The following is a 22,193-nucleotide window of genomic DNA, read 5'->3' as shown; positions in this document are numbered from 1 at the left end:
GGACAGCTCAGCGAACGGGGACGACGAGCGGCGTCGTGCTGACGATACCTGGGGGCGGAACTTCGTATTCGGCGCGGAGCTCGAACTGCGTGACGTCCTTGCCCTCGACGAGTACGATCTCCGACTTGGAGAGCGCGACCTTCTGCACGAACGGCGAGCTTTCGAGCTGACGCATGAACAGCGTGAGCGCCTGGATGTCGACGGTCTGGCCGACGATCCGGAAGCCGAGGGGCGGGTGCACGGTGATGGTATCGGCCGGTGCCTTCTCTTCCGTGTCCTTGCCCTTCTTCTTGGCCGCCGCGGGCGCCGGGGTGGTCGCGGTGGAGTCCATGCCGGGCGGCGGCGGCATCGTCGTAGTCTGCTCCATGACGGTGAGCCACGTGTACGCCGGCAGGGCGCGGCTCACCTCGTCGAGGATGTGCGCCCAGTTGTACCGATTGTCATCGATGGTGCGGATGATCTGCAGCTGTCGCATAACGGAATCGCGCTCGGCCGTCAGCTTGTGACGCGCCGACAGCACCTTGGCGTAGCGTGTGGAATCGCGCACCGCGTTTTCGACGCGTGTGCCAAGTTCGGTGGCACGGGCGCTTTGCGCGGAGAAGAGCAGCCCCACCGCGGCCACCGAGACCGCCACGGAGGCGGCGGCACCGATCAGCCACGGATCGCGGATCCTGGCGCCCAGCGCGGAAAGCGAGCCGAGGGAGATCCCACTGCCGGCGCTCTTGCCCTTCTTCCTGGCGCCCGGGAGCAGGTTGATTTCGATCATCATGAGATGTGTCCTCGGGTACTCAGGCGGCGGTGCGCAGCGCGAGTCCCACCGGCAGCATGAGCAGCGGCGCGACCTCGTCGGTGGACAGGAACTCGAGCGCCCCTTCGCGGACGTTCAGCTTGGCGAGTGCATTGGCCGACTGCACCGGGATGCGGAGCCGGTCGGAAAGCCACGGCAGCAGTCCCGGAACGCGCGACCCGCCACCGCACGCGTACACGGCGCGGATCTGCCCGAAGTTGCGCTGTGAACTGGAGAGGAAGGTGGCAGCGCGCTCGAGGCCGACCGCGATTTCTTCGCCGCGCGCGGCCACGATGCTATCGAGTACGCGGGTGCGATCGTACCCCCGCATCAGGTCCTCTGCGTCTTCGGAGCTGATGCCGTGCTCGCGCTGCAGATCCTCGCGGAGGCGGCGGGTGCCGACGCCGAGGTCGCGCGTGAGAATGGGCACACCTTCATCGAGGATGTTCAGATTGGTGGTTTCGTTACCCACGTTGAGTAGCGCGATCGTGCCGCTCAGCGCTTCCGGATAATTGAGTTCGAAGGCGTTGTGGAGCGCGAAGGCGTCCACGTCGATGACGGCCGGGGCGGCTCCCGATTCCGTGAGCAGTGCCTGCTTGGCCTCCACGAGATCGCGCTTGGCCGCCACGAGCAGCACGCTCATGTCGAGGCCGTCGCCATCGGGGTCGAGGACCTGGAAGTCGAGTTCGACCGAGTCCATGTCGAAGGGCACGTGCTGCTCCGCCTCCCAGCGCATGAGCTCACGGGCCTGTTGTTCCTTGACCCGCTCCATCTGGATCTTCTTCACGATGACATCGCGTCCACCAACGGCGGCCACCACGTGCTTGGTCTTGGCTCCCGTGGCGGCGATCGTCTGCCGAATGGCGTCGGCCACGATCCCGTAGTCCATGACTTCCCCCTCGACGATGGCGGTGTCAGTCAGCGGTGTGATGACTACCTTCGCCAATTCGGGGACCGGGCCGCTGTGGTCGATGACCACGGCCTTCACCAGCCCTGAACCGACATCGAGCCCGACAGTGAGTTGCTTCCGGCCGAAGAGCGCCATTGGGACGGGGGTTACGCAGTGGTTGCCTTCGAAAGTCCCGCACCAAGGCGGTGGACAGGACGGATTGACCCGCCCTGAAACGGGCGTGTCACCCTTGAAACGACCCGAACCTCACGAGGTAACGCTTCCCAAGGGGAGGCTGGTGGGTACGCGGGCTTACTTCGTGACACCGACGGCCCGCGGTCCCGGGGGTCACTCCCGGTGGTGTGACGCGGGGGACCAGTTAGCGGGACAGGCGGTGCCAGAGGGAGAACGGCGCCAGCGAGGGACGCGCACCGACGGCGAGTGCCAGCTGTACGGCACAGCGGTCGTAGCGCACGGCCCCGGCGGTGCCGAGCGTGACGCCGCCGGCAGTGGTATCGGCGGCAACGACTGCCCCCTGCACCGTGAGCTGGGCAGCGGCGGCGTCGAGGTTGCCGAGTACCACCAGGACGCCTGTCACGTGCAATGCTCCGGTGACGGTGGCGTTGCCGTCGAGCACGAGCAGCCCCTGCCAGGCCGACGGGCCGGTGATGGCGATCGACGGGCCGCGGACGATCACGCCATTCCATCCACGAGATGGGGGCAGAGGGCGCGGCGTCGCATTCCAATGCCGCACCGGCACTTGTGGTCCGAGTGCCTGCACGGCGCCGTGTGTGCGCATCCAGAGCGTAGCCGGCGGAGGGCGCCAGGGTGGCGGCGACGTCCACGTGTGCGGTGCGACGGCGGCTACTCGATTGGCGACCACGGGGGGCAGGCTCGCCGTGTCCCGATCCGCGCCGCAGGGGGAATGTGGGCGCAGCTCGTCGATGCCGCTGACGATGGTCCCGGTGGATCCGTGCAGCGTGCCGGCCGTGCTAATGGCGGCCTCAATGGGGAACGGCGGGGGCTCGAGCCGGACGGCGCGCAGCAGGTCCCGGGAAGAAACATCGAGGCGTCGCACGGCGTGCCCGTGGCTCTGGGCGCGGAGGATCAGCATGAGCGGATGCAGCCGGAGCCATTCGACCGCAACTGGCTGCCCTGCAGAGGGAACCGAGAACTGGTGCCGGGTGCCGACCCCCGTGTTCCATAAGGAGTCCTGGGACCAGCGGGCGAGCGCGGTGCCGAGTGCCGCTTCGGCCCGATACTCGACGTCGGCGGCGCCAAGCGAGGCGCGGGCACCACGCGCGCCCAGCAGCGCCTCGTGAATGAAGGCGAGGGCGAGCAGTGAGGAGACCGCAAGTGCCGCGATAACGAGGGGCAGGACAAAGCCGCGGCGGCACCGCGAGACGGGCGCCCGGTTACGCCGGGTCATCATGGCCGTTGCCGGTAGGCCGTGGCCCGCAGCGGAACCACGGCCGTGACGGTATCCACGGCTGGCTGCAGTGTGGAGCTAGCGCGCCGCCGGAGGCTGAACGTGACCTGCGCCATGGCAATGCGCCCGCGACTGTGGCTGGCGGGAGCGGGGAGCGGTCCCACGGGCGCACCGGTGGCGTCGAGCAGGCGCACGCGCACGCCGCCGAGTGCGGCGGCCTGTAGCGGACCGGCCACGGGCTGAATGGCATCCCAGATGGCGCCATCTCGACTTTGGCGCCCCCACCACCAGGTGGTACCGCTGCGATAATGACGGTAGCGCACGTCGCGATGCACAGTGAGCGGACCACTTGGGGAGAACGGCACGGCGCCCGTGTCGAGCGGCAGGCGCCAGCGCCGGCTGGTTGTGGACCTGTCGGGGCCGCAGCCGGCGCCCCCAACGACAGACGGCGGAGCGATCACGGTGCGCTCCGCGGCGATGGGCGTGTCCACGGGCGTGGTGGTGGCGTGCCAGCCTCGCACGCGATCACCCGGACGCACACTGGCAAGCCAGGCATCGTCGCTGTGGTGCGGAACCGCAACAACGACCGCGTGTGGTGCTGGGCGGTCGCAAAGCAGCAGCGTACCCATGGGAGACTGGAAGGCAAGCAGGGTGTCGGAGGCGGCCAGCAGGTCGTGGCCGCTGAGGGGCGCGAGTTCACCGGCCAGCATTCCGCCGACCTGACGCAGTTCACGTGACGAAGCCAGCTGGGCGGATTGGGCGCGCACCGTACGGGCGATGCGCAGCAGCAGCAGGGTGGCTGCGATACCGACCAGCAGCGCCAATGGCAGCGCCACGAGCAGTTCGACAAGCGTGGTGCCTGTCCGTGGGAGGCGCGTCATGGCTGGCACCACGAGGCGGCGTACGCGACGTGCTGTTGCCGAGCCGAGAGTGGAGCGGAGCCAGGCGTTCGGGCGCGCGCCAGCGGCGAGCGGTACCACGTACCCACCACGGTCATTCCGGGGAGGGCCCCCAGGCGCGTGCTTGTGACGACGTAGTCGACCCCCGCACGGGATGCCTGATACTGCGCGACGGCGGGCACCGTGCAGGGCGCTGCCAGGAGGGGGGCGAGGTAGGTAGCGGTTTCCCGCTGCACGGCATCGTGGCGAACCGCCGAGTCGACGAGTCGTGCACTACCGGCGGTCACCAACAGCACCATGGTGCTGCCGCCGGCCAGGAGCACGATGGCGACACAGCCCTCGATGAGCAGTCGGCCCTGCCGCGGGCGCCGACCAGCGCGGACAAGTGAAAGGGAGCGCATGGCGACACGATAGGTCACCAGCGCTCCCGCTCCGTCACCGAAATCGTGCCGACGGGATCAAATCAACGCCACACTGTTGGGTGGGGTAATGGGCCGGACCCCGCTGGCGTGCAGGGGCAGCAGAATGACGAATGCCGCGCCGCCTTCGCGCGCACGCTGCACCCAGATCGTGCCCCCGAGATTCTCGATGGTACTGGCCACGATGGCGAGCCCGAGGCCAGTGCCCTTCCCCGGCTGCTTGGTGGAGAAGAACGGTTCGAAGATGCGTTCGGCATCTTCGGGTGCCACGCCGGTGCCCGAGTCGGCCATGACCACCTGCAGGAAGCGCGGCGGCGACTCCGGGCGGGCGAGCCACGCGAGCGCGCGCTTGCTGGGGCGATGCGCCCAGCGTTGCGGGTGCGGGTCGGTGCGGCGCTTCTCGAAGCTGTCGCCAACGGCGGTGGCGTCATTGATGCGCGAGCGGATCACGATGTCCCCTTCACGATCCATGGCGTCGACGGCATTCAGCAGCAAGTTCACGAACACCTGCTCCAGGTCATGGCGCTCGGCGTAGACCACGCCATCGGGCGCTTCGAGCTGACGCGTGACACGGAACCGCCGCGTGATGCCCTGGTCGGCGAGCAACCGCAGCACATCGTCGATGATGTCGTCGACGACAATGGGCTTGGGGGTGAGCCGTCGGGGGCGCGAGTAGTCGAGCAGCCCGCGCATGATGCGATCGATGCGGGCGATCTCGCGTTCGAGGGCATCGAGGGGTTCGGTGGTGCCCTGCACATCGCGGGTGCGCATGCGAAGCAGGTGCGCGTAATTGGCGATCGCCGATACCGGATTGCCGATCTCATGCGAGATGCCGGCCGCGATGCGTCCCATGGTGGCGAGCTGCTCGACGCGCATGCGCGACTGGGTGGCCGCCGCCATCTGCTCGGTCATGTGGTTGATGCTGGTGGCCAGCTGGTGGAACTCCTGTGTACTGGCCGGGGGCACCAGCTGTGCGACATCACCGCGGGCGATGGTATCGGCCGCCTGCACGCAGTGGCCGAGCGGTTCCTCGATGAGTCGTGCCACGAGGCGCTGGAGAATGCTGGCCGAGAGGAGCGCGACGACGAAGACGAAGGTCACCACGAGGGGCCACCGGATGCCGGCGGGCAACGCTTCGGTGAACCACATGGTGGTGATGATCGCGATGATCAGTCCGGCGCTCGCGGCAGTGAGTACGCGTTGCAGACGATCATGGATGCTGGGTCGCTTGATCTCGGGCACGGGCGGAGGATGCGCTCACGGCGCTGCAGCCGCAACCGGGGAAACGGCGAAAGGGCCGGGCAATCGCCCGACCCCTTCCCCCATTCGTCCTGCTGGAACTGCTGTCGACGTTACGGCGCGGGCGTCGTGCAGACCGGCTCGCCTTCCGGGTTGGCACCCGCTGCCGTGCCGACGCCGATCGTGCAGGTCACCGCGGTCGACCCGTGCGACGCGTTCGCCGACCAGCCGGTGGCCGTGCCGGTCTGCGTGATCGACACGCCCGACGAGCCCGGAGGCGTGCCCGGGATGCCCGCGTAGCTGTTGGCGTCGGAGTACACGGCCTCGTTGGCCGACACGAGGTTCTTCAGGTCCGACTTCATGGCGGTGATATACGCCTTCTCCTTCGTCTGGGCGAACTTCGGGATCGCGATGGCGGCGAGAATGCCGATGATGACGACGACGATCAGGAGTTCGATGAGCGTGAAGCCCTTGCGCGTACGATGCTGCATTGGTGGGGATCTCCAAGTGGGGGGATTGCCGGGACGCCGGAAGTGGCGGGTCTCGCGACACCAGCATCTATGGCAACAGGCTTGCCACTTCGGCGTCGAAACTGTAAGACATTGTCAAATAATTGGTTACACCATTTCTACGACGTCGGGGCCGATCTTCCGCACCTCGCGTTTCGCAAGAAGTGTTGCAGCGTGCAAGCGGTGCCGCGTCTCACCACCCCGCCTCGAGGCAGGTGGGCTGTGAGCCCCCACCCGACTCGAGTTGGCAGGTTATTCCCGGCAGGCCGGGGTGGGTGGCCGTGGCCGACCATTCGTTGACGGTGCTCCGAAACGAGATCAGGGTGCCCGAACTGCCCTGCGCCGGAATCCGGACGTCAGCGTAGGAGCTTTCTGTCGTGAAGTGCGTTTCGGCCATGGTCGCGATGTTGCGCAGGTCGGCCTTCATGGACACGAGGTACGCCCGCCGTTTGGATTGCCCGAACTTCGCTATGGCGATGGTCGTGAGGATGGCAAAGAGCACCACCACGGCAAACAACTCGATGAGGGTGAACCCCCGGCGACGGGGCGCGCGGAGCATGGGGGCGCTACGCATCCCCGTACCGCGCCAGTTTCCGGTACAGCGTCGAGGGATCGATGCCGAGCATGTCGGCGGCGCGACTCTTGTTGCCGCCTTCGTTTTGGAGGACCCACTGGATGTACGCGCGCTCGACGGATTCGAGCGTGGGGGACACGGGGGTGCGCTCCGAAACGAACGGTTCGGCGCGGCGCGCGGTGACCCGCTCGGGGAGCGCGTCGGAACGAATGCGGTCGCCCGGCGAGAGAATGACGGCCCGCTCGAGGGCGTTTTCGAGTTCGCGCACGTTGCCCGGCCACGCATACGCCATGAGTGCGTCGAGCGTGTCGTCGGCCAGCTCCTTGACCGGTTCCTGTCGCAGCTGCGCCGAGCGGGCGAGGAAGCTCTCGGCGAGGAGTGGAATGTCGTCGGTGCGTTGGCGCAGTGGCGGCAGGTGCACGGCAATGACGTTCAGGCGATAGAACAGATCAGCGCGGAAGGCCCCACGCTTGATCTCCTCTTCGAGATCACGGTTCGTGGCCGCGAGCACGCGGGTGTTCACCGGCATTGCCTCGGTGGCGCCCACGGGAATGACTTCCCGCTGCTGCAGCACGCGCAGCAGCTTCACCTGGGTGGATGGCGTGGTTTCGCCGATTTCGTCAAGGAAAAAGGTCCCGTGGTCGGCGGCCGCAAAGAGGCCAGCCTTGTCCTTCACGGCGCCGGTAAACGACCCCTTCACGTGCCCGAACAATTCGCTTTCAAGCAGCGATTCGGGGAGCGCACCGCAATTGATCGACAGGAAACTGTGATCGGTGCGCGCACTCAGGTCGTGGATATAGCGAGCGATGACTTCCTTGCCGGTGCCCGATTCGCCGGTGATGAGCACCGTGGAATCCGTCGGGGCCACGGTCTCGGCCAGTTGCAGCACGTCCAACCAACTCCGGCTGCGACCAACGGGACGGGAGTCGATGCGCCTGTCGCGCCGCTTGAGTTCCTGGTGCAGCGAGTGGTTTTCCACCCGCAGGCGCCGGTGCTCGGCGGCACGATTGAGAATGGCCACCAGTTCGTCGTTACGGAACGGCTTCTGGATGTAGTAGAACGCGCCTTCGTTTACCGCCTGCATGGCCGACTGCAGCGTGGCCTGCGCAGTCATGAGGATGACCGGCACTTCGCCGTCCGCCTGTCGCGCATGACTCAACACCTGTACGCCGGTCACGTCGGGCATGCGCACATCGGTGAGCACGATGTCCGGCTTCAGCTCGTCGAACTTCTCAATTCCCTGGCGGCCGCCATGGGCGGTGATGGGCTGGAAGCCCTCGGTCTTGAGGAGAATGCGCAGGGTGTCGAGAATGCCTGTTTCGTCGTCAATAACGAGGACGCGCGGGGCGGTGGCGGCAGAAGCGAAAGCCATTACGAGGTCACTCCGGACAAACCGGAACCAGAAGGGAAAGAGGCTCCGACCGCGGCCGGAGCAACGGGAAGCAGGATCGAGAATTGCGTGCCGTGCGGTAGGCGATCGACGAGCACCACACCGCGGTGTGCCTCGACTGCCCGGTGCACAACGGGGAGTCCGAGACCGGTCCCACCTACCTTGCCGGACACGAACGGTTCGAAGAGCCGATCCCTGAGCTCGTCGGGGATCCCCGGCCCGTCGTCGGTCACGGCGATGGTGACGAGTTCCCCGGTGATGGCCGCCGACGCCCCCTGCCGGTCGTCGGACGCCCGCCGCTCGACCTCGACGAAGACGTGTCCCGACTCGCCCACCGCCTGGATCGCGTTGAGCACGAGATTGAAGACCGCGCGATGCAGCAGATCCTCGTCACCGTGAAGCCGCGGAAGATCGGGGCTGACACTCACCTGCACCTGTACGCCGACGTGACGATCGGGGTGCGACGCCGCCAGCATCGCGGCCGTGTGCACGAGCGCGCCCACATCCAGCGTACCGAGGCGTGTGACACGCGCCCGCGCAAAGTCGAGAAAGTCAGCCAGCAGTCGGCTGAGCCGGTCGGCCTCGCGCATGATCAGCGCATGGAGAAGCTGCTCGTCATCATGTTCCGGCGCCCCATCCGGAAGGCGCAGCCGCGAGAGCTGCTCGGTGGCGCTGCGGATGGCGGCCAGCGGATTGCGGATCTCGTGCGCGAGCGAGGCACTCAGCTCGGCGACGGCCTCCAGCCGCTCGGCGCGGATATGCAGCGCCTGCAGGCGCTTGCTGTCGGAGATGTCCTGGAAGATGGCGGTCGCCGTGACGCCGCCATCGGGGCGCACCCCGTCGGCCACCGTCGTCGACACGCCGATGGACACCTCTTCGGTGCCGCGGCGAATGAACCCTTCGGCACGCGTGGTGCGCAGACCGTCGCGCGCGCTCCGTTCGAGCAGGTCCACCAGCAGCGGCGACACCGCCCGCAGCGACGGAAGCAGTGGCTTGCCGGTGAATGCCCGCAGCTCGATGCCGAGCAACTCGGAGGCCGCCGGGTTGGCGTAGAGCAGCCGCTCGCGGGCGTCCACGGTAATGATGCCGGATCGGATGGTACGGAGTATCTCCGCGGCTTCGAGCTGCACCTTCGCCAGCTGTGCGGCGAGCGCTTCACGGCCCGACCCGGCCAGTCGCAGCCGCGCCGCCACGAATCCGGCCCCCACCGCGACGACCGCAAAGACCGCGACCTGCACCCCAACGCCGACAAAAAGGGTACCCGTTCCCGGGCGTAGCCAGAGGACATCGATGGCGTACAGCACGCAGGCCGCCGCGGCCACGGCAAGGCCGCCACGGAACGGCAGCAGCAGGGACGCGCCCGCGATGACCAGAATGTAGAGTGCCGCGAACTGGGAACTCCAGCCGCCGGTGATGTGCACGACGGCTGTGACGAGGAGCAGATCGAGCGCGCACTGCGCGGCGTAGTACCCGAGTCCGAGGGCCTGCGGCTTCAACTGCGCGTAAAAGGCCGATCCGACCGTGACGAGTGTCGCCACGGCAAAGGCCAGCGTGGCAATGAGGGTGTCGGTGGGGGCCGCCTGGCTCCAGACGAATACGGCCGCCACGAGGATCGCACACGCCAGCGCCACGCGCGCGAGCCAGACCCAGCGCAACATGCGCCGGGGGTCGAGCAGCTCCTGGATAGGGTCGTGCAGAAGGGCAGGCGTATGTCGCACGCGCGAATCGTTGCGGGGTCGTGCAGATTGCAGGGGAGGGGAAGGTCCCGAGTCTTGCAGATTGCACTACCCTGACGAATCAGCCGCCCGCCCGTTTCCTTTGGGTCATGTTCGCCGACGCTCCGTTGTCTCCAGAACCCGCCCTGTCGATCGGGACCATTTCGATCCGGCTGCTGTTTGTGCTGGTCCTGGTGCTGCTCAATGCCTTCTTCGTGGCAGCCGAGTTTGCCCTGGTGGCCGTGCGCCGCAGCAAGATCGACCAGATGGCCGCCGAGGGGGACCGCAGCGCCGCGGTCGTCCAGCGCGCCCTTTCCCAGCTGGATCGGTACATCTCCGGCACCCAGCTGGGGATTACGCTGGCGTCGCTCGCCTTGGGATGGATAGGCGAGCCGGCCTTTGCCGTGCTGGTGGACATGGCCCTGCGGCAGGTGGGGATCGTGCCTGATCCCGGGGCGGAACACACCGGCGCCGGGATCGCCATGGCATTCCTCGTCATCACCTTCCTGCACATCGTGCTGGGCGAACTGGCCCCGAAGTCGGTGGCGCTGGCGCGCCCCGAAGGGGTAAGCCGCCTGGTCGCCCGGCCGCTCATGCTGTTTTCGCAGGCCATGTCCCCGTTCATTGCCATGCTCAACGGCACGGCCAACCGGCTGCTGGCGCTGGGCGGGATCGAGCCGGTGTCGGAGGGGGGGCATGTGCACAGCCCCGAGGAGTTGCGCCTGCTGGTCATGCAGGCCCGGGCGCACGGCACGCTCGATGAAAGCGACTCGGCCATGCTGGCGGGCGTTTTCGACTTTCACAACAAGCGCGCGCTGGACGTAATGCGACCACGGACGGAAATGGTGGCCATTGCCGAGGACGTCGAGCTGGAAGAGCTGCGGGAGATCATGCGCCGGGAGCGGTACTCCCGGTATCCGGTCTATCGGGACACGGCCGACGATATCGTGGGGGTGTTTCTGGCCAAGGACTTCTGGCTGGCGGACCATCCCGAGGCCTTCGCCCTGCGGGAGCATTTGCGCGAGCCGCTGTTCGTTCCGGCTACCCGAGCCGCCGAGCGGGTGCTCGACGACCTGCGACGTACCCGGGCCCATCTGGCCGTGGTGCTGGACGAGTACGGAGGCACAGCCGGCATCGTGACGATGGAAGACCTGGTGGAGGAGGTGGTGGGGGACATCGCCGACGAGTATGATCCCTTGTCGCGGGACGCCCTGATGTTCGACGGGGTCCTCGAACTGGCGGGCTCGATGTCGCTGGTAGACGTGCGATCGGATCACAAGCTGCCGATCCCCGAGGGAGACTGGAGCACGCTGGGCGGCTACGCGTTCGCCGCCCTGGGGCGTCTCCCCCGCGTGGGGGACCGGGTGGGGTATCCCGGCGGCGAGCTGGAGGTGGTGGCCATGGATGGCCGCCGAGTCGCCGCCCTGCGTGTTCACCGTCGGGCGGAACCCGCTGCCGGAGTGCCATGATGACACGGCGACACGAGCTGTGGACCGTCCTGTGGCTGGGGACAACCTTGGTGGCGGCGTGCCGCCCGGCAGGGGAGCGCGTGGTGCTGGGGAACGGCACGCCAGGCGTGGCCGTGGGTTCGGATACCGTCACCCCCGCCGCCCAGGCTGGTGCCCAGGCGGCGGACTTCCCGCCTCCGGCGAGAGAGGTGGCCGACATCGTAGCGCCGCGCTGGACCGCCGAGGATGACCGCGACAACGCGGGAGAGTTCGACACGGTGGTGAAGCTGGCACGGATCACCCGCGGGCAGGCGGTGGCGGACATCGGCGCCGGCGACGGCTACTACGTGGCCCGGCTGTCCCCCCTGGTGGGGAGCGACGGTGTGGTATTCGGACAGGATATCATGCCCGAATATCTGGCCCTGCTGCAGCGGCGCGTCGTGCGCGACGGGCTCTCCAACGTGCGCGTGGTGCTGGGAGAGGCGCACGATCCGCGGCTTCCGGCTGCCAGCGTGGATGTCGCGCTCATGATTCACATGTACCACGAGATTTCCCAGCCGTTTGCCCTGCTGTGGAATCTTGCCTCGTCAATGAAGCCGGGAGGACGCCTGGTGATTCTCGACCTCGATCGCCCCACCTATGGACACGGCACGCCACCGTCGCTGCTCGACTGCGAGCTGTCGCGCGTGGGGTACCGGCGGCTGTCGCGGCGCGAGACGGGTCCGGAAGAGTACGTGGCGATCTATGTCGCGCCGACGCCAGCACAGCGCCCCACACCGGCCGCGGTTTCGGCGTCGCTTCGGCGCTCGCCGTGCCGATCGCCATGAGCGACGCCGACAGTTCACGACCGCCGCGTGGCGAGGAGCTGGACGGCGTGACGGTGGCGCCGGGGGTACACATTCCCGTGGCCGAGCTGCAGCTGTCGGCGATCGCCGGCGGTGGCCCGGGGGGACAGCATGTGAACCGCAGTGCCACTCGCGTGGTGCTGCAGTGGAACGTGCGCTCCACCCGGGCGTTGCGCGCCGAGCAGCGGGAGCGAGTGCTGGAGAAGCTGGCGTCCCGTCTGGATGGCGACGGGGCGCTGCGCATCGTGGCCGGGGAGTATCGCAGCCAGCTGCAGAATCGCCGAGCAGCCCTCGATCGACTGCGTCAACTCGTGGCGCGGGCGCTGGTGGTGCCGCGCGCGCGCAAGGCCACCAAGCCCACCTTTGGCTCGGTGCAGGAGCGGCTGAGCACGAAGCGGCAGCGCGCGGAAACCAAGCGACAGCGACGTCGGCCGCTGGACGATTGACGGCCGGGCGTTCGAGCGCGGCACCCCGGCCGCCGCGGCCGCCGCGGCCGCCGCGCCGGTGGCTCAGAACGCGATGATGTTGGCGCCGAGGTCGTTGGTAATGAAGTCGGCACGCCCGCGAACGGGCACCGGCGTCGCGTCGTTCTCGAAGGCCTGCCGGACGCGATCGGAGGTCAGGTAGCGCGCGTCGTCATGGCGGAGAAAGCGGGCCCCGAGGTCGAGGCGGACGGGGAAGTTGCCGCCGGTAACGCGCACGTAGCTGCCCACCGCCCCACCATAGGCCCAGACGGCATCACTGGCGTTCGTGGTGCGAGCGAAAGGCGAGTTGACGTTCTGTGACCCTTCGACATTGCTCTCGGTCCAGAAGACCGAGAAGCCACCGAGCGCCGTCGCGTAGGGCGTAAAGGCGCCCGTTGGCCCGAGCAGCTGCGGGCCGGCCACGACCGACACGATGTTGCTGGACGTGCGCAGGTCGAGCTGCACGAGCCCCCCGGTTCCTGCCAGCGGAATACGCCGGCGACTGTTGGCGTAGGAGACGAAGGAGAAGTCCGCGCGCAGGTTGAGGATCTTGTTGGGGTCGAGCGCGCGGATGACGTATCCGCCCAGCCCGAAGCCGTTGTTGGTATTGGCGGCGAATTCACCCTTGGGTTCGGTGACTTGAAAATGGAGGCCGACTGCTCCGAGGCCCGACGAGACTCGCTCATCGTTGGCGCGGGGGCGCGGACTATCCTGGGCGGCGGCCCGTCCACTGACGAGGACGGCGGCGGCAAGCATGAGGTGATGGAGGCGCATACCTGCCTATACGCCGAAGGGGCGCAGAGGTGTCACGGTCGGGCTCCCGAAAGTTTCCGAGAGCGTCCCTTGAATCCCGACCGAGGGAATCGACATTCTTCTGAGCTATGCCTTTCCGCCTCGTGTCCACGCTCTGGCTCTGGTTGGCGCTCCTCTGCGGAGCACCGGCCGGCGTTGCCCATGCGATCGCGCCGCGTGCGCCGATCGTGGAGGCCGTGGTCGCGCGTCATGCGGTCGCGCCAGTCGCCGCGCCGAATGCGGTGGACGCGCCCTCACTGCGCCCGGCGCTTCCCGGCGCCTCGCAGCTGTCGGGGAGTGAGCCGGCCGTGCACCGCCAGTCGCGCTCGTGGCACCGCAGCAGCAGCCGCCGCCACCAGCGGGACGCCGGCGGCCTACTCAACGTATCGGGGGGGACGGGGATCATTCCTGCCCCGGTGGCGTTGTATCGTGCGCGTGCGCCATGGCTGCGGCGCGGCGCCCTTGCGGGTCGTGTCACGGGGCGATTCGCGGCCCCGCCGCGCGCGCCGCCCACGCACAACTGACGAACTGCTGGACAACGCCCGTCCCGCCCGCACGTTTTCCCGCGGGTGGGCAGGCAGGCACAACGCGCCTCCGCGTTCGTGCTCCGCCCTTCCTCAGTCCCTTGAATTGCGAGCATGTCGGCACAGGCAACCCGCGTCAACCAACGCATCTCCGAGTCGCTCGGCCTCGACGTCGAGCAAGCCCGCTGGCGTGCGCTGACGCGCCAGATCTCGCAACAGGACCCGCTCCCCGGGCGTATCCGCTCCATTGGCGGCGCTGTGGACATCGGGTTCCTCGACCGCACGCTGAGCCTCGAGGAGATACGCACCGCCATTGCGGAGGGGCAACTGCCGCTGGTGTTGCTCAGTCGCGATGGCAGTGACGCCATCGTTCTGGATCGTGACGAGGAGGGGCGTGCGCGCGCCTGGCTGGTGAAGCCGGATGGCACCGAGCAGCGCATCGATGCCGATACGCCCCAGCTGGCCGACGCGGTCGTGCGCCGGTTGGGGCACACGGGTGCCGTACCGGCGCTGGCTCCCATGGCGCTCCGGTCACCGGTGGCCATTCAGGGAGACGGCGCACCGCACAGCCCGCTCGAGGGGCACGGCGCACACGAGGCCGAACATCTTTCACCGATCGACCGCACCTTCGCGCTGCTGGCGCGTGAGAAGCGCGAAATCACCACGGTGTTCTTCTATGCCACGCTGGCGGGTGGCCTGAGCCTGATCCTGCCGCTGGCGGTGGGTGGCATCGTGCAGCTGGTGCAGGGGCGCCTGTTCCTGCAGCCCGTCGTCGTGCTCATCTCGTTCGTCATTCTTGGCACGATCATGGCCGGTGTGCTGCAGATCGGCATTCTCAAGGTCGTCGAGCGCATCCAGCAGCGCATCTTCGCGCGCATGGCGCTGGAATTCGCCTTTCGCGTGCCGCGCATGAAGTACGCCTCGTCGCTCGAGCAGAACCTGCCGGAGCAGATGAACCGCCTGTTCGAGGCGGTGGCCATCCAGAAGGGCATGCAGAAGCTGCTCATCGATGTGCCCACCGCGCTGCTCACCGTGCTGTTCGGGCTCATCCTGCTCACGGTGTACAGTCCGTGGTTCTCGCTCTTCGCGGTGGTGGTGATCTTCATCCTGTACATGATCATCCGCCTGACCGGACCGGAGGGGTTGGCCACCTCCATCGTGGAGTCGAAGTACAAGTACAAGGCGGTGCATTGGCTGGAGGAGATCGCACGCGCCTTCCATGCCTTCAAGTATGCCGGCGACTCCACGTTGCCGGTGGAGCGCATGGACGATGTCATCACGGGGTACATCAAGTACCGCAAGAAGCACTTCGCGGTGCTGGTGAAGCAGACGATCGCACTGATCGGCTTCAAGACGTTCATCACGGCGGCCGTGCTCATCATCGGGGCCACGCTGGTGCAGACGAATCGCCTGCTGCTCGGGCAATTCGTGGCCGCCGAAGTGGTGATCGTGACAGTGCTGGTGGGAGTGGAGAAGCTCATGACGAGCCTGTCCACCGTGTACGACGTGCTCACGTCGGTGGACAAGTCGGGGCATGTGGCCGATCTGCCGCTCGAGGCGCGCGGCGGCCTGGCCCCCACTCACGCGCCCGGCACGGGAGTGGCCATCGAGACGCGCGACCTGCGCTACCGCTATCCGGGTGCCAAGTCGCCTTCGGTGGATGGCGTGTCGGTGCGTATCGCGCCGGGGGAGCGGGTAGCCATCATGGGCGTGGATGGCTCGGGCCGCAGCACGCTGGTGAAGCTGCTGGCCGGGCTCATCGACGATTACGACGGCACCATCCGCTTCGACGGCATTACCCTGCGCGATCTCGACCGGCCGGCGCTGCGCGCGCGCATTGGTCAGATGCTCTCCTGGGGTGACCTGTTCGATGGCACCATCGAAGAAAACATCAGCGTGGGTCGTGCGCACATCACGCCGCTCGACGTGCGCGAGGCGCTCGACGCTCTGCAGCTGACCGACGAGATCCAGCATTTGCCGCAGGGGATCCAGACGGAGCTGACCAACGGTGCCCGCAACCTGCCGGCCCACCTGGCCAACAAACTGCTGGTGGCGCAGGGCATCGCGGGGCGGCCACGGCTCGTCGTGCTCGACGACTTCTTCCAGAACCTCGACGCGTCGTCGCGGTCGCTCATTATCCGGCTACTCACCAATCGGGAGCGGCACTGGACGGTCATTACCGTGTCCCATGATCCCCAGCTGCTGTCAGCCTTCGACCGGGTGCTGGTGGTGCACGACGGCAAGGTGCTGCGTGAGGGCACGTTCCAGCAGCTTCGCAGCGATCCGCTCTGCCGCAGCCTCCTGCATGAGTACGTGAACGAATCCTCTGCCGCGAACGGAGCCTGATTCATGGCCTCCTCCGACATCAACATCGAGCGCGAACTCAAGGCGCTGCCCCTCGAGACCACGACCCTGCTTGGCGCGGCGGACAGCGGCCGCGTGGTCTCCCGCTGGCTGATCGGCATTCTGCTGGTGCTCGTGGCCATCATGTTCCTGCCCTGGCAGCAGAACGTGCAGGGCAACGGCAACGTCACGGCGCTCAGTCCGGCCGATCGGCCCCAGCAGCTGCAATCGCGCATCGACGGGCGCATCGAAGCATGGTTCGTGTCCGAAGGCCAATTCGTGAAGAAGGGGGACTCGATCGTCCGGATCTCCGAGATCAAGGAAGAGTACCTCAACCCGAGCGTCCTGCCCCTCACGCAACAGCAGCAGACGGCCAAGGAGAGCGCGATCAGCGAGAAGCTCAACAAGGCCGCCGCACTGGCGCAGCAGATCGTGCAGCTCGAGCAGCAGCGTGATTTCAAGCTGCAGCAGACCGCCAACAAGGTGCTGCAGTACCAGGCCGAGGTGCGGCAGGCCACGCTCGAGGATTCGGTGGCGCGCGATCAGCTGCGTCGCCGTGAGCGCCTGTTTCGCGACTCGCTGGGACTCGTCTCGGTGAACGACCTGCAGACCTTCCAGATTCGCGTGCAGTCGGCGGCGGCGAAGCTGGTGGAGAAGCAGCAGATGCTGGCCATCACGCAGACGGACCTGCAGAGCATTCCCGCCGAGTACGGCGAGAAGATCGCGAAGTCGCGCTCCGACCGCGCGGCCACGCTCGCCGAGGTGAGCGAGGGGCGCTCCGATGTGGCGAAGCTCAAGGACAAGGTGGGGTCGCTCACCCTGCGCAACTCGTTTTACATGATCGAGGCCCCGCAGGATGGGTACGTGGTGCGGGCCACGCGCGCCGGCCAGGGGGAAATCGTGAAGGCGGGTGAGCCGATCGTGAGCATCCAGCCGGCGCGCCCCCGCAAGGCCGTGGAGCTGTACGTGAAGCCAATGGACGTGGCGCTGCTCAAGCCGGGGCGCCATGTGCGCGTGTTCTTCGATGGGTGGCCCGCGCTGCAGATCTCGGGGTGGCCGCAGGTGGCGGTGGGGACCTTCGGCGCGCAGGTGGCGGTCATCGACCAGTTCCCGAGCGCCGACGGTCGCTTCCGCGTGCTGCTGGTACCCGACACCACACACGATGAAGACTGGCCCGCCCAGTTGCGGCTGGGTACCGGTGCCGAAGGTTGGGCGATGCTCGACAACGTGACCGTGGGGTGGGAGTTGTGGCGTCAGCTGAACGGCTTCCCGCTGTCGATCAAGCCCGGCGACGCGCTGTCCGGCGATGAAGTGGCGGGCGGCAAGGGCAAGGACGGCGGAGGCAAGAAGTGACGGCGACGTGGCGACTGGCAGCCCTGCTGCTGCTGGGAACGGCGCTGCACGGCCGCACAGCGGGCGCTCAGGCCATGTCCGCCGCCGACAGCGCACGCCTCCGCACCAGCGCGCTCATTGGCATCGTGGTGGATACATCCGGCACGCCGTTCACCTTCCCGGCTTTTGTAGACCTCGTGCTGGCCAATCACCCGGTGGCGCAGCAGGCGCGACTCGTCTCGGAGCAGGCCCGGGCCGAGCTGCGTCAGGCGTGGGGGGCGTTCGACCCCAAGCTCATGGCTTCGTGGGATCAGAAGCGCTACGCCGGCACGGAGTACTTCAAGTACTTCGATGCCGAACTCAAGATGCCGCTGCCCATTGGCGCCGACGTGACGCTGGCGTTCGACCGCACCATGGGGCGCTACTTCAACCCCGATCGTCGTACGGTAGGGAACGGCACCTTCTCGGCCGGCATCTCGCTCCCCCTGGGGCAACGCATCATCACCGACGAGCGGCGCACGGCGCTGCGGCAGGCACGGGCCGCGCGTGATGCGGGCGACGCCGAGCGCATCGGCATCCTCAACAAGCTGCTGTTTTCGTCGGCCAAGGATTACGGCACCTGGTACGAGATGTGGCGACGGCGCGCCATCGCCCAGGAGGGAGAGGCACTGGCCGACTTCCGCCTGCGCGCCGTGCGCCAGCGGGTGGCCAACGGCGAAAGCGCGCCCATCGATACGGTCGAGGCGCTCTTGGAGCTGCAGCGCCGTCAGGTCACGCGCTTCGAAACCGAGGCCTCGTTCTACGTGGCCACGCTCAACCTGATGGCGTACCTGTGGGACGACGCCGGTCGCCCCGCGGCGTTGCCGGAGAATGCCAAGCCGGTGCTTGACGGCATTGGGCGGGGTGGCATCGACTCGCTGCGCCTCGATGGCCTGCTGGCGCTGGCCACCCGGCGCAACCCCGACCTGCTCAAGGTGCAGGCCAAGGTGCAGCAGGCGGAGGCGGAGCGACTGCTCGCCACCCAGGGGCTCATTCCGCTGGCGGAGGCCAAGCTGGCCGGGCTGACCGAACGTGGAAGCGACGCCGCCTTCTTCAATCGCGAGCGGCTGGACAACAACTACAAGGCCGCGCTCACGTTCAGCACGCCGCTGCTCTTCCTCAAGGAGTCGGGCAAGTTTGCCGCCACCGGCGCCAAGCTCGAGTTTCAGGAGTTCGAGCGCGACCGCCTGCGCCGCGACGTGGAGTTCGACGCGCGGGCCGCCATCTTCGAGCTCGCCAACCTGCAGCGGCTGCTCGACCGTCAGGCCGCCAATGTGCGCAACGCGCGCCTCTTGCGCGATGCGGAGCAGGTGCGCTTCGAGAACGGTGAAAGCACCCTGCTGATTCTCAACCTGCGGGAACGGCTGGTGCTGGACGAGGCGACCAAACTGGCGGCGCTGGAGGCCAAGGTGGCGTCCGCGCGCGGGGCGTTGGCGCTGGCCACGGGCGACCGAACGCTCATCACGGATCCGCGCTAGATTGGAGCATGGCCGAACGGATCTGGGATGACGATGCCGACTTCTCCGGCGAGCTTGACGAGGAGCAGGAGGAGGACGACCTCGACGAGGCATACGGAGATGAGGACGCCGAGGATGACTCGGACGAGGACACGGATGACGACGACATGCTCGACGAGGAGTTTCCCGCCGGCGACGGCGCGGCGGACTCGTCGGGGGTGGTGTTCTGCCCGTACTGCGGTGAGTCCGTGGAGATCGCGCTCGATCCTGGCGGCGGCGCCAACCAGCAGTACATCGAGGACTGCCAGGTGTGCTGCCGTCCGTGGGTGGTGTCCGTGAGCTACGACGACGACGGTACCGCGCAGGTGTTCGTGGATGCCAGCGACGATCACGACGAGCACGATGACTGACGTGCGCACGCCGTCGGCGGACGACGTGCGCCAACTGCTCATCGACGGCCTGCGTCGGCCAGCGCAGGAGGGCGCGCGACTGGTGGCGTTGCATTGGCTGCACCAGCTGGCGGCGACCCGCGCCACCTGGCGCGCGATGCAGCGCGAGCAGCTGGCGGGCACCGCGTCGTCATCGAGCGTGGCGGGCGGCGTGGATGCCACCGAACTGCTGCACAAGGCGCGCGTGGCGCTCCGGCGCCTGCGGGCAACAGCGCGCGAGAACGCCCGCGTGCTCGACGGCGCAATCGATCGACGGGCCGCCCGATCGCTGCGGGCGCTCGGTCAGGTCACCAATGCGGTGCGCGATGCCGATGTGCAGCGCGCGTGGCTCGAGACGGAGGAGTCGCGACTGCCGGCCGCTGCCCGTGCGGAAGCCGCGGTACTGCGCACATGGCTGGCCCGCCGTACGTCGCCCTCGTTCGAGTCGGTGGAGCGCGCCTTTGCGGAGCACTTCGACCCGATCGAGGACCGGCTGTTCGCCCGACTGGGGCGCTACGAACTGCTCCGGCGCGTCGGCATCGATTCGGCGCCCATGCCGTTTGCCCGCCACCTGGCCACCCGCATCGTCCGCGCCGGGAACCGGCTGCGGCATGACATCGAACGGGTCACCGATGTGCACGCGCAGGACGCCATGCACGAGGTGCGCATTCGACTGAAGCGGCAGCGCGCGCTCCTGTCGCCGTTCGCGAAGACCCGCCCGGCCATCGGGGGCTGGTTCGACCTGGCCACCCGTGGGCAGGATCTGTTGGGCGCCCTGCGGGACGCCCACCTCCTCGCGCGGCGCGCCCACAAGGCCGGATTGCCGGTGCTGGAGCGCGCCCTACAGGACATCGTGCTGGCGCACTTCCAGCTCTTCCAGCACGACTGGTGCGAGCGCCTCGACGATGTGCTGCGCACCCTCGACGCTGCGGCCAACGCCTTACGGGCCGAGGGGTCGCCAATGACGGCCAGCGGGCTGCCCCTGGAGATCGAGCGCAAGTACCTGCTGCGCGCCTGCCCGCCAGCGGCGCGCGCGGTGGCGCCGGTGCGGATCGAACAGGGATGGATCCCCGGTCAGGCGCTGCGGGAGCGCCTGCGCCGACGGATCGCCCCCGACGGCACCGTCAGCTGCTGGCGCACGGTGAAGCTGGGGCCGGCCGAAGCACGCGTGGAGGTGGAGGAGATTGCCCAGCCCGAGCTCTTCGGAGCCATGTGGGAGCTCACGCACTCGGCGCGCGTGCTCAAAGACCGGTATGTCGTGCCCCACGGCGCACACACCTGGGAGATCGACGTCTTCCTCGATCGCGACCTCGTGCTGGCCGAGGTGGAGCTGGGTGATGTGAACGAGGCGGTCACGCTGCCGCCGTGGCTGGCGCCATATCTGGATCGCGATGTGACGGGCGATCCGGCGTACTTCAACGCGACGCTCGCGCGGCCGGCCGGCCCAGTCAACGGCCCATGCTGATCTCCCTCGCGCCGCTGCGCGATCGCCGGGATCGCGTGATGGGCTACGCCCTGAGCGCGTATCCCGCTGAGACGCGCGGCGCGCCGTTGAGCCCCGACGACGAAGCACGGCGAACGCTTGAACAGATACCGCAGCTGAGCCGCATGGTGGGGCGCAGCCTGCTGGTGCCGGTCACGCCGGCACTGGTGCGCGACGGCACGATGACCCGCTTCGCCTCCCTCGACGCGGTCTGGCTGGTCGCGTCGGAAGCGCTCGACGATGCCACGACGCGACGCGCCATGGACCGGCTCATCGGCTCCGGACTTCACTTCGCGCTGCAGGGCTTTCCCGAGGGCGAGCCCCTGCCCCCGTCGCTCGCCGGCAGCGCCATTGTCCTGGATGCGGCCCGCACGCCGGCGCGGCTGCTGGAACGCCATGTTCGCGCGCTGCTGGAGGCGGGGCTGCGTCCGCTCGTGCGCGGCGTGGACGACCGGGCGACCCGACATCGCGTGCTCTCCGCCGGGGTGCTGATGTACACCGGACGCCAGCTGACCCGCGGCGCGGCGGTGGCGGCCGACCGCCCGACCGAGGACAGCATCCTGCGCGCGATGGCCATACTGGCCGCGTTCAGCGATGGGCGGCCTCCCGATGGATCGTTCGACAGCTTCGTGCGCGAGGACCCGCATGTGGCGGCGTCGCTGCTCAAGGCCATATCGTCGGCCGCGCTGGGGGTGCGTGGTCCGCGCAGTGTGTCGCACGCCATTACGCTGCTCGGCCGTGATGTCATCATTGAACGGCTCGTCGCCGTGACGGCGCGCCTCATCGGGGAGGCCGCTCAGGACCCGGAGCTCGCGCTTGCCGCGCTGCGCCGGGCGCGCCTCTGCGACCGGGTGGGGACGGCGCTCGACGCGGCCCCGCACCCCCGGGCGCGTGTGGTGGCCGGGCTGCTGTCCACGCTCGAATTCGCCCTGGCTTCCCCCTCCCCCCTCATCGCGCAGCGGCTGGGGCTCCCGCCAGCGTTGCGCGACGTGCTGGACGCGCGCGAGCAGCCACTGGGGCAGTTGCTCGACGTGGTGGACGCCATGGAATACGGCTGGTGGGATGATCTCGTGATGCGTTGCCGACGTCTGGGTATCCGGCCGCAGGTGGTGGCCGACGCGTGGCTCGAAACCTGGAAGAGCTCGCGCGACGAACTGGGTATCGCCCGCACTGATTCTTTCTGATGGC

General features: G+C 68.1%; 21 protein-coding genes. 10 read left to right on the top strand and 11 right to left on the bottom strand.

Annotated elements, in window-relative coordinates:
* Positions 1-7: 7 nt before the first annotated feature.
* The 10 genes from O9271_RS15415 to O9271_RS15370 form a co-directional block, all read right to left on the bottom strand.
* Positions 8-769 (bottom strand): PilN domain-containing protein, encoded by a 762-nt coding sequence (locus tag O9271_RS15415; RefSeq protein ID WP_298271579.1) that lies wholly within the window; start codon positions 767-769, stop codon positions 8-10.
* Positions 770-788: 19 nt separating this feature from the next.
* Positions 789-1,832, bottom strand: a complete 1,044-nt coding sequence (pilM, locus tag O9271_RS15410; protein ID WP_298271576.1) for a type IV pilus assembly protein PilM — start codon at positions 1,830-1,832, stop codon at positions 789-791.
* A gap of 223 nt (positions 1,833-2,055) precedes the next feature.
* Entirely contained in the window at positions 2,056-3,108 is a 1,053-nt protein-coding gene (locus O9271_RS15405; RefSeq protein WP_298271572.1) for a hypothetical protein, read from the bottom strand.
* Positions 3,105-3,986, bottom strand: a complete 882-nt coding sequence (locus tag O9271_RS15400; RefSeq protein ID WP_298271569.1) for a hypothetical protein — start codon at positions 3,984-3,986, stop codon at positions 3,105-3,107. The genes O9271_RS15405 and O9271_RS15400 overlap by 4 nt, the downstream gene beginning before the upstream one ends.
* Entirely contained in the window at positions 3,983-4,405 is a 423-nt protein-coding gene (locus tag O9271_RS15395; protein WP_298271566.1) for a hypothetical protein, read from the bottom strand. Before O9271_RS15395 ends, O9271_RS15400 begins: the two co-directional genes overlap by 4 nt.
* Positions 4,406-4,462: 57 nt before the next feature.
* On the bottom strand, positions 4,463-5,665 hold the full coding sequence (locus tag O9271_RS15390) for a sensor histidine kinase (RefSeq protein ID WP_298271563.1): 1,203 nt from the start codon (positions 5,663-5,665) through the stop codon (positions 4,463-4,465).
* Positions 5,666-5,775: 110 nt separating this feature from the next.
* Positions 5,776-6,153 carry a prepilin-type N-terminal cleavage/methylation domain-containing protein gene (locus tag O9271_RS15385; RefSeq protein WP_298271562.1) on the bottom strand — a complete coding sequence of 126 codons (378 nt, stop codon included), beginning with the start codon at positions 6,151-6,153 and terminating at the stop codon, positions 5,776-5,778.
* A 211-nt stretch (positions 6,154-6,364) separates the two neighbouring features.
* Positions 6,365-6,730, bottom strand: a complete 366-nt coding sequence (locus O9271_RS15380) for a prepilin-type N-terminal cleavage/methylation domain-containing protein (RefSeq protein WP_298271560.1) — start codon at positions 6,728-6,730, stop codon at positions 6,365-6,367.
* Between the two features lie 7 nt (positions 6,731-6,737).
* The gene (locus O9271_RS15375) at positions 6,738-8,117 is read right to left on the bottom strand and encodes a sigma-54 dependent transcriptional regulator (RefSeq protein WP_298271558.1); all 1,380 of its coding nucleotides are present in this window, start codon (positions 8,115-8,117) and stop codon (positions 6,738-6,740) included.
* Complete coding sequence (locus tag O9271_RS15370; protein WP_298271556.1) at positions 8,117-9,853, bottom strand: ATP-binding protein; 1,737 nt, start codon at positions 9,851-9,853, stop codon at positions 8,117-8,119. Before O9271_RS15370 ends, O9271_RS15375 begins: the two co-directional genes overlap by 1 nt.
* Before the next feature lie 107 nt (positions 9,854-9,960).
* Between O9271_RS15370 and O9271_RS15365 the strand changes: the two genes are divergently transcribed.
* From O9271_RS15365 to arfB, 3 genes are read left to right on the top strand one after another with little or no spacing between them, the layout of a single operon-like run.
* Positions 9,961-11,319: a hemolysin family protein gene (locus O9271_RS15365; protein ID WP_298271554.1), complete on the top strand. Its 1,359-nt coding sequence runs from the start codon at positions 9,961-9,963 to the stop codon at positions 11,317-11,319.
* Positions 11,316-12,125 (top strand): methyltransferase domain-containing protein, encoded by an 810-nt coding sequence (locus tag O9271_RS15360; protein WP_298271551.1) that lies wholly within the window; start codon positions 11,316-11,318, stop codon positions 12,123-12,125. Before O9271_RS15365 ends, O9271_RS15360 begins: the two co-directional genes overlap by 4 nt.
* A complete protein-coding gene (arfB, locus tag O9271_RS15355) occupies positions 12,122-12,589 on the top strand; it encodes an alternative ribosome rescue aminoacyl-tRNA hydrolase ArfB (RefSeq protein WP_298271546.1) in 468 nt (155 codons plus the stop codon). The genes O9271_RS15360 and arfB overlap by 4 nt, the downstream gene beginning before the upstream one ends.
* Before the next feature lie 63 nt (positions 12,590-12,652).
* Here arfB and O9271_RS15350 read toward each other — a convergent pair whose 3' ends face one another.
* Positions 12,653-13,381, bottom strand: a complete 729-nt coding sequence (locus tag O9271_RS15350; protein WP_298271543.1) for a hypothetical protein — start codon at positions 13,379-13,381, stop codon at positions 12,653-12,655.
* Between the two features lie 107 nt (positions 13,382-13,488).
* Between O9271_RS15350 and O9271_RS15345 the strand changes: the two genes are divergently transcribed.
* The 7 genes from O9271_RS15345 to O9271_RS15315 all read left to right on the top strand — a co-directional run bounded on the left by O9271_RS15345 (position 13,489) and on the right by O9271_RS15315 (position 22,189).
* The gene (locus O9271_RS15345) at positions 13,489-13,923 is read left to right on the top strand and encodes a hypothetical protein (protein WP_298271541.1); all 435 of its coding nucleotides are present in this window, start codon (positions 13,489-13,491) and stop codon (positions 13,921-13,923) included.
* Positions 13,924-14,037: 114 nt separating this feature from the next.
* Positions 14,038-16,269 (top strand): ABC transporter ATP-binding protein, encoded by a 2,232-nt coding sequence (locus O9271_RS15340; protein ID WP_298271538.1) that lies wholly within the window; start codon positions 14,038-14,040, stop codon positions 16,267-16,269.
* Positions 16,270-16,272: 3 nt separating this feature from the next.
* Positions 16,273-17,619 carry a biotin/lipoyl-binding protein gene (locus tag O9271_RS15335; RefSeq protein ID WP_298271536.1) on the top strand — a complete coding sequence of 449 codons (1,347 nt, stop codon included), beginning with the start codon at positions 16,273-16,275 and terminating at the stop codon, positions 17,617-17,619.
* Entirely contained in the window at positions 17,616-19,115 is a 1,500-nt protein-coding gene (locus tag O9271_RS15330) for a TolC family protein (RefSeq protein WP_298271535.1), read from the top strand. The genes O9271_RS15335 and O9271_RS15330 overlap by 4 nt, the downstream gene beginning before the upstream one ends.
* A 146-nt stretch (positions 19,116-19,261) precedes the next feature.
* On the top strand, positions 19,262-19,504 hold the full coding sequence (locus O9271_RS18495; protein ID WP_343213929.1) for a CPXCG motif-containing cysteine-rich protein: 243 nt from the start codon (positions 19,262-19,264) through the stop codon (positions 19,502-19,504).
* Positions 19,497-20,987: a CHAD domain-containing protein gene (locus O9271_RS15320; RefSeq protein WP_298271532.1), complete on the top strand. Its 1,491-nt coding sequence runs from the start codon at positions 19,497-19,499 to the stop codon at positions 20,985-20,987. Before O9271_RS18495 ends, O9271_RS15320 begins: the two co-directional genes overlap by 8 nt.
* Positions 20,981-22,189: an HDOD domain-containing protein gene (locus O9271_RS15315; RefSeq protein WP_298271529.1), complete on the top strand. Its 1,209-nt coding sequence runs from the start codon at positions 20,981-20,983 to the stop codon at positions 22,187-22,189. The genes O9271_RS15320 and O9271_RS15315 overlap by 7 nt, the downstream gene beginning before the upstream one ends.
* Positions 22,190-22,193: the final 4 nt, after the last annotated feature.

This window comes from Gemmatimonas sp., assembly GCF_027531815.1.
Classification (GTDB): domain Bacteria; phylum Gemmatimonadota; class Gemmatimonadetes; order Gemmatimonadales; family Gemmatimonadaceae; genus Gemmatimonas.
This window is presented reverse-complemented; position numbering and strand designations above follow the sequence as displayed.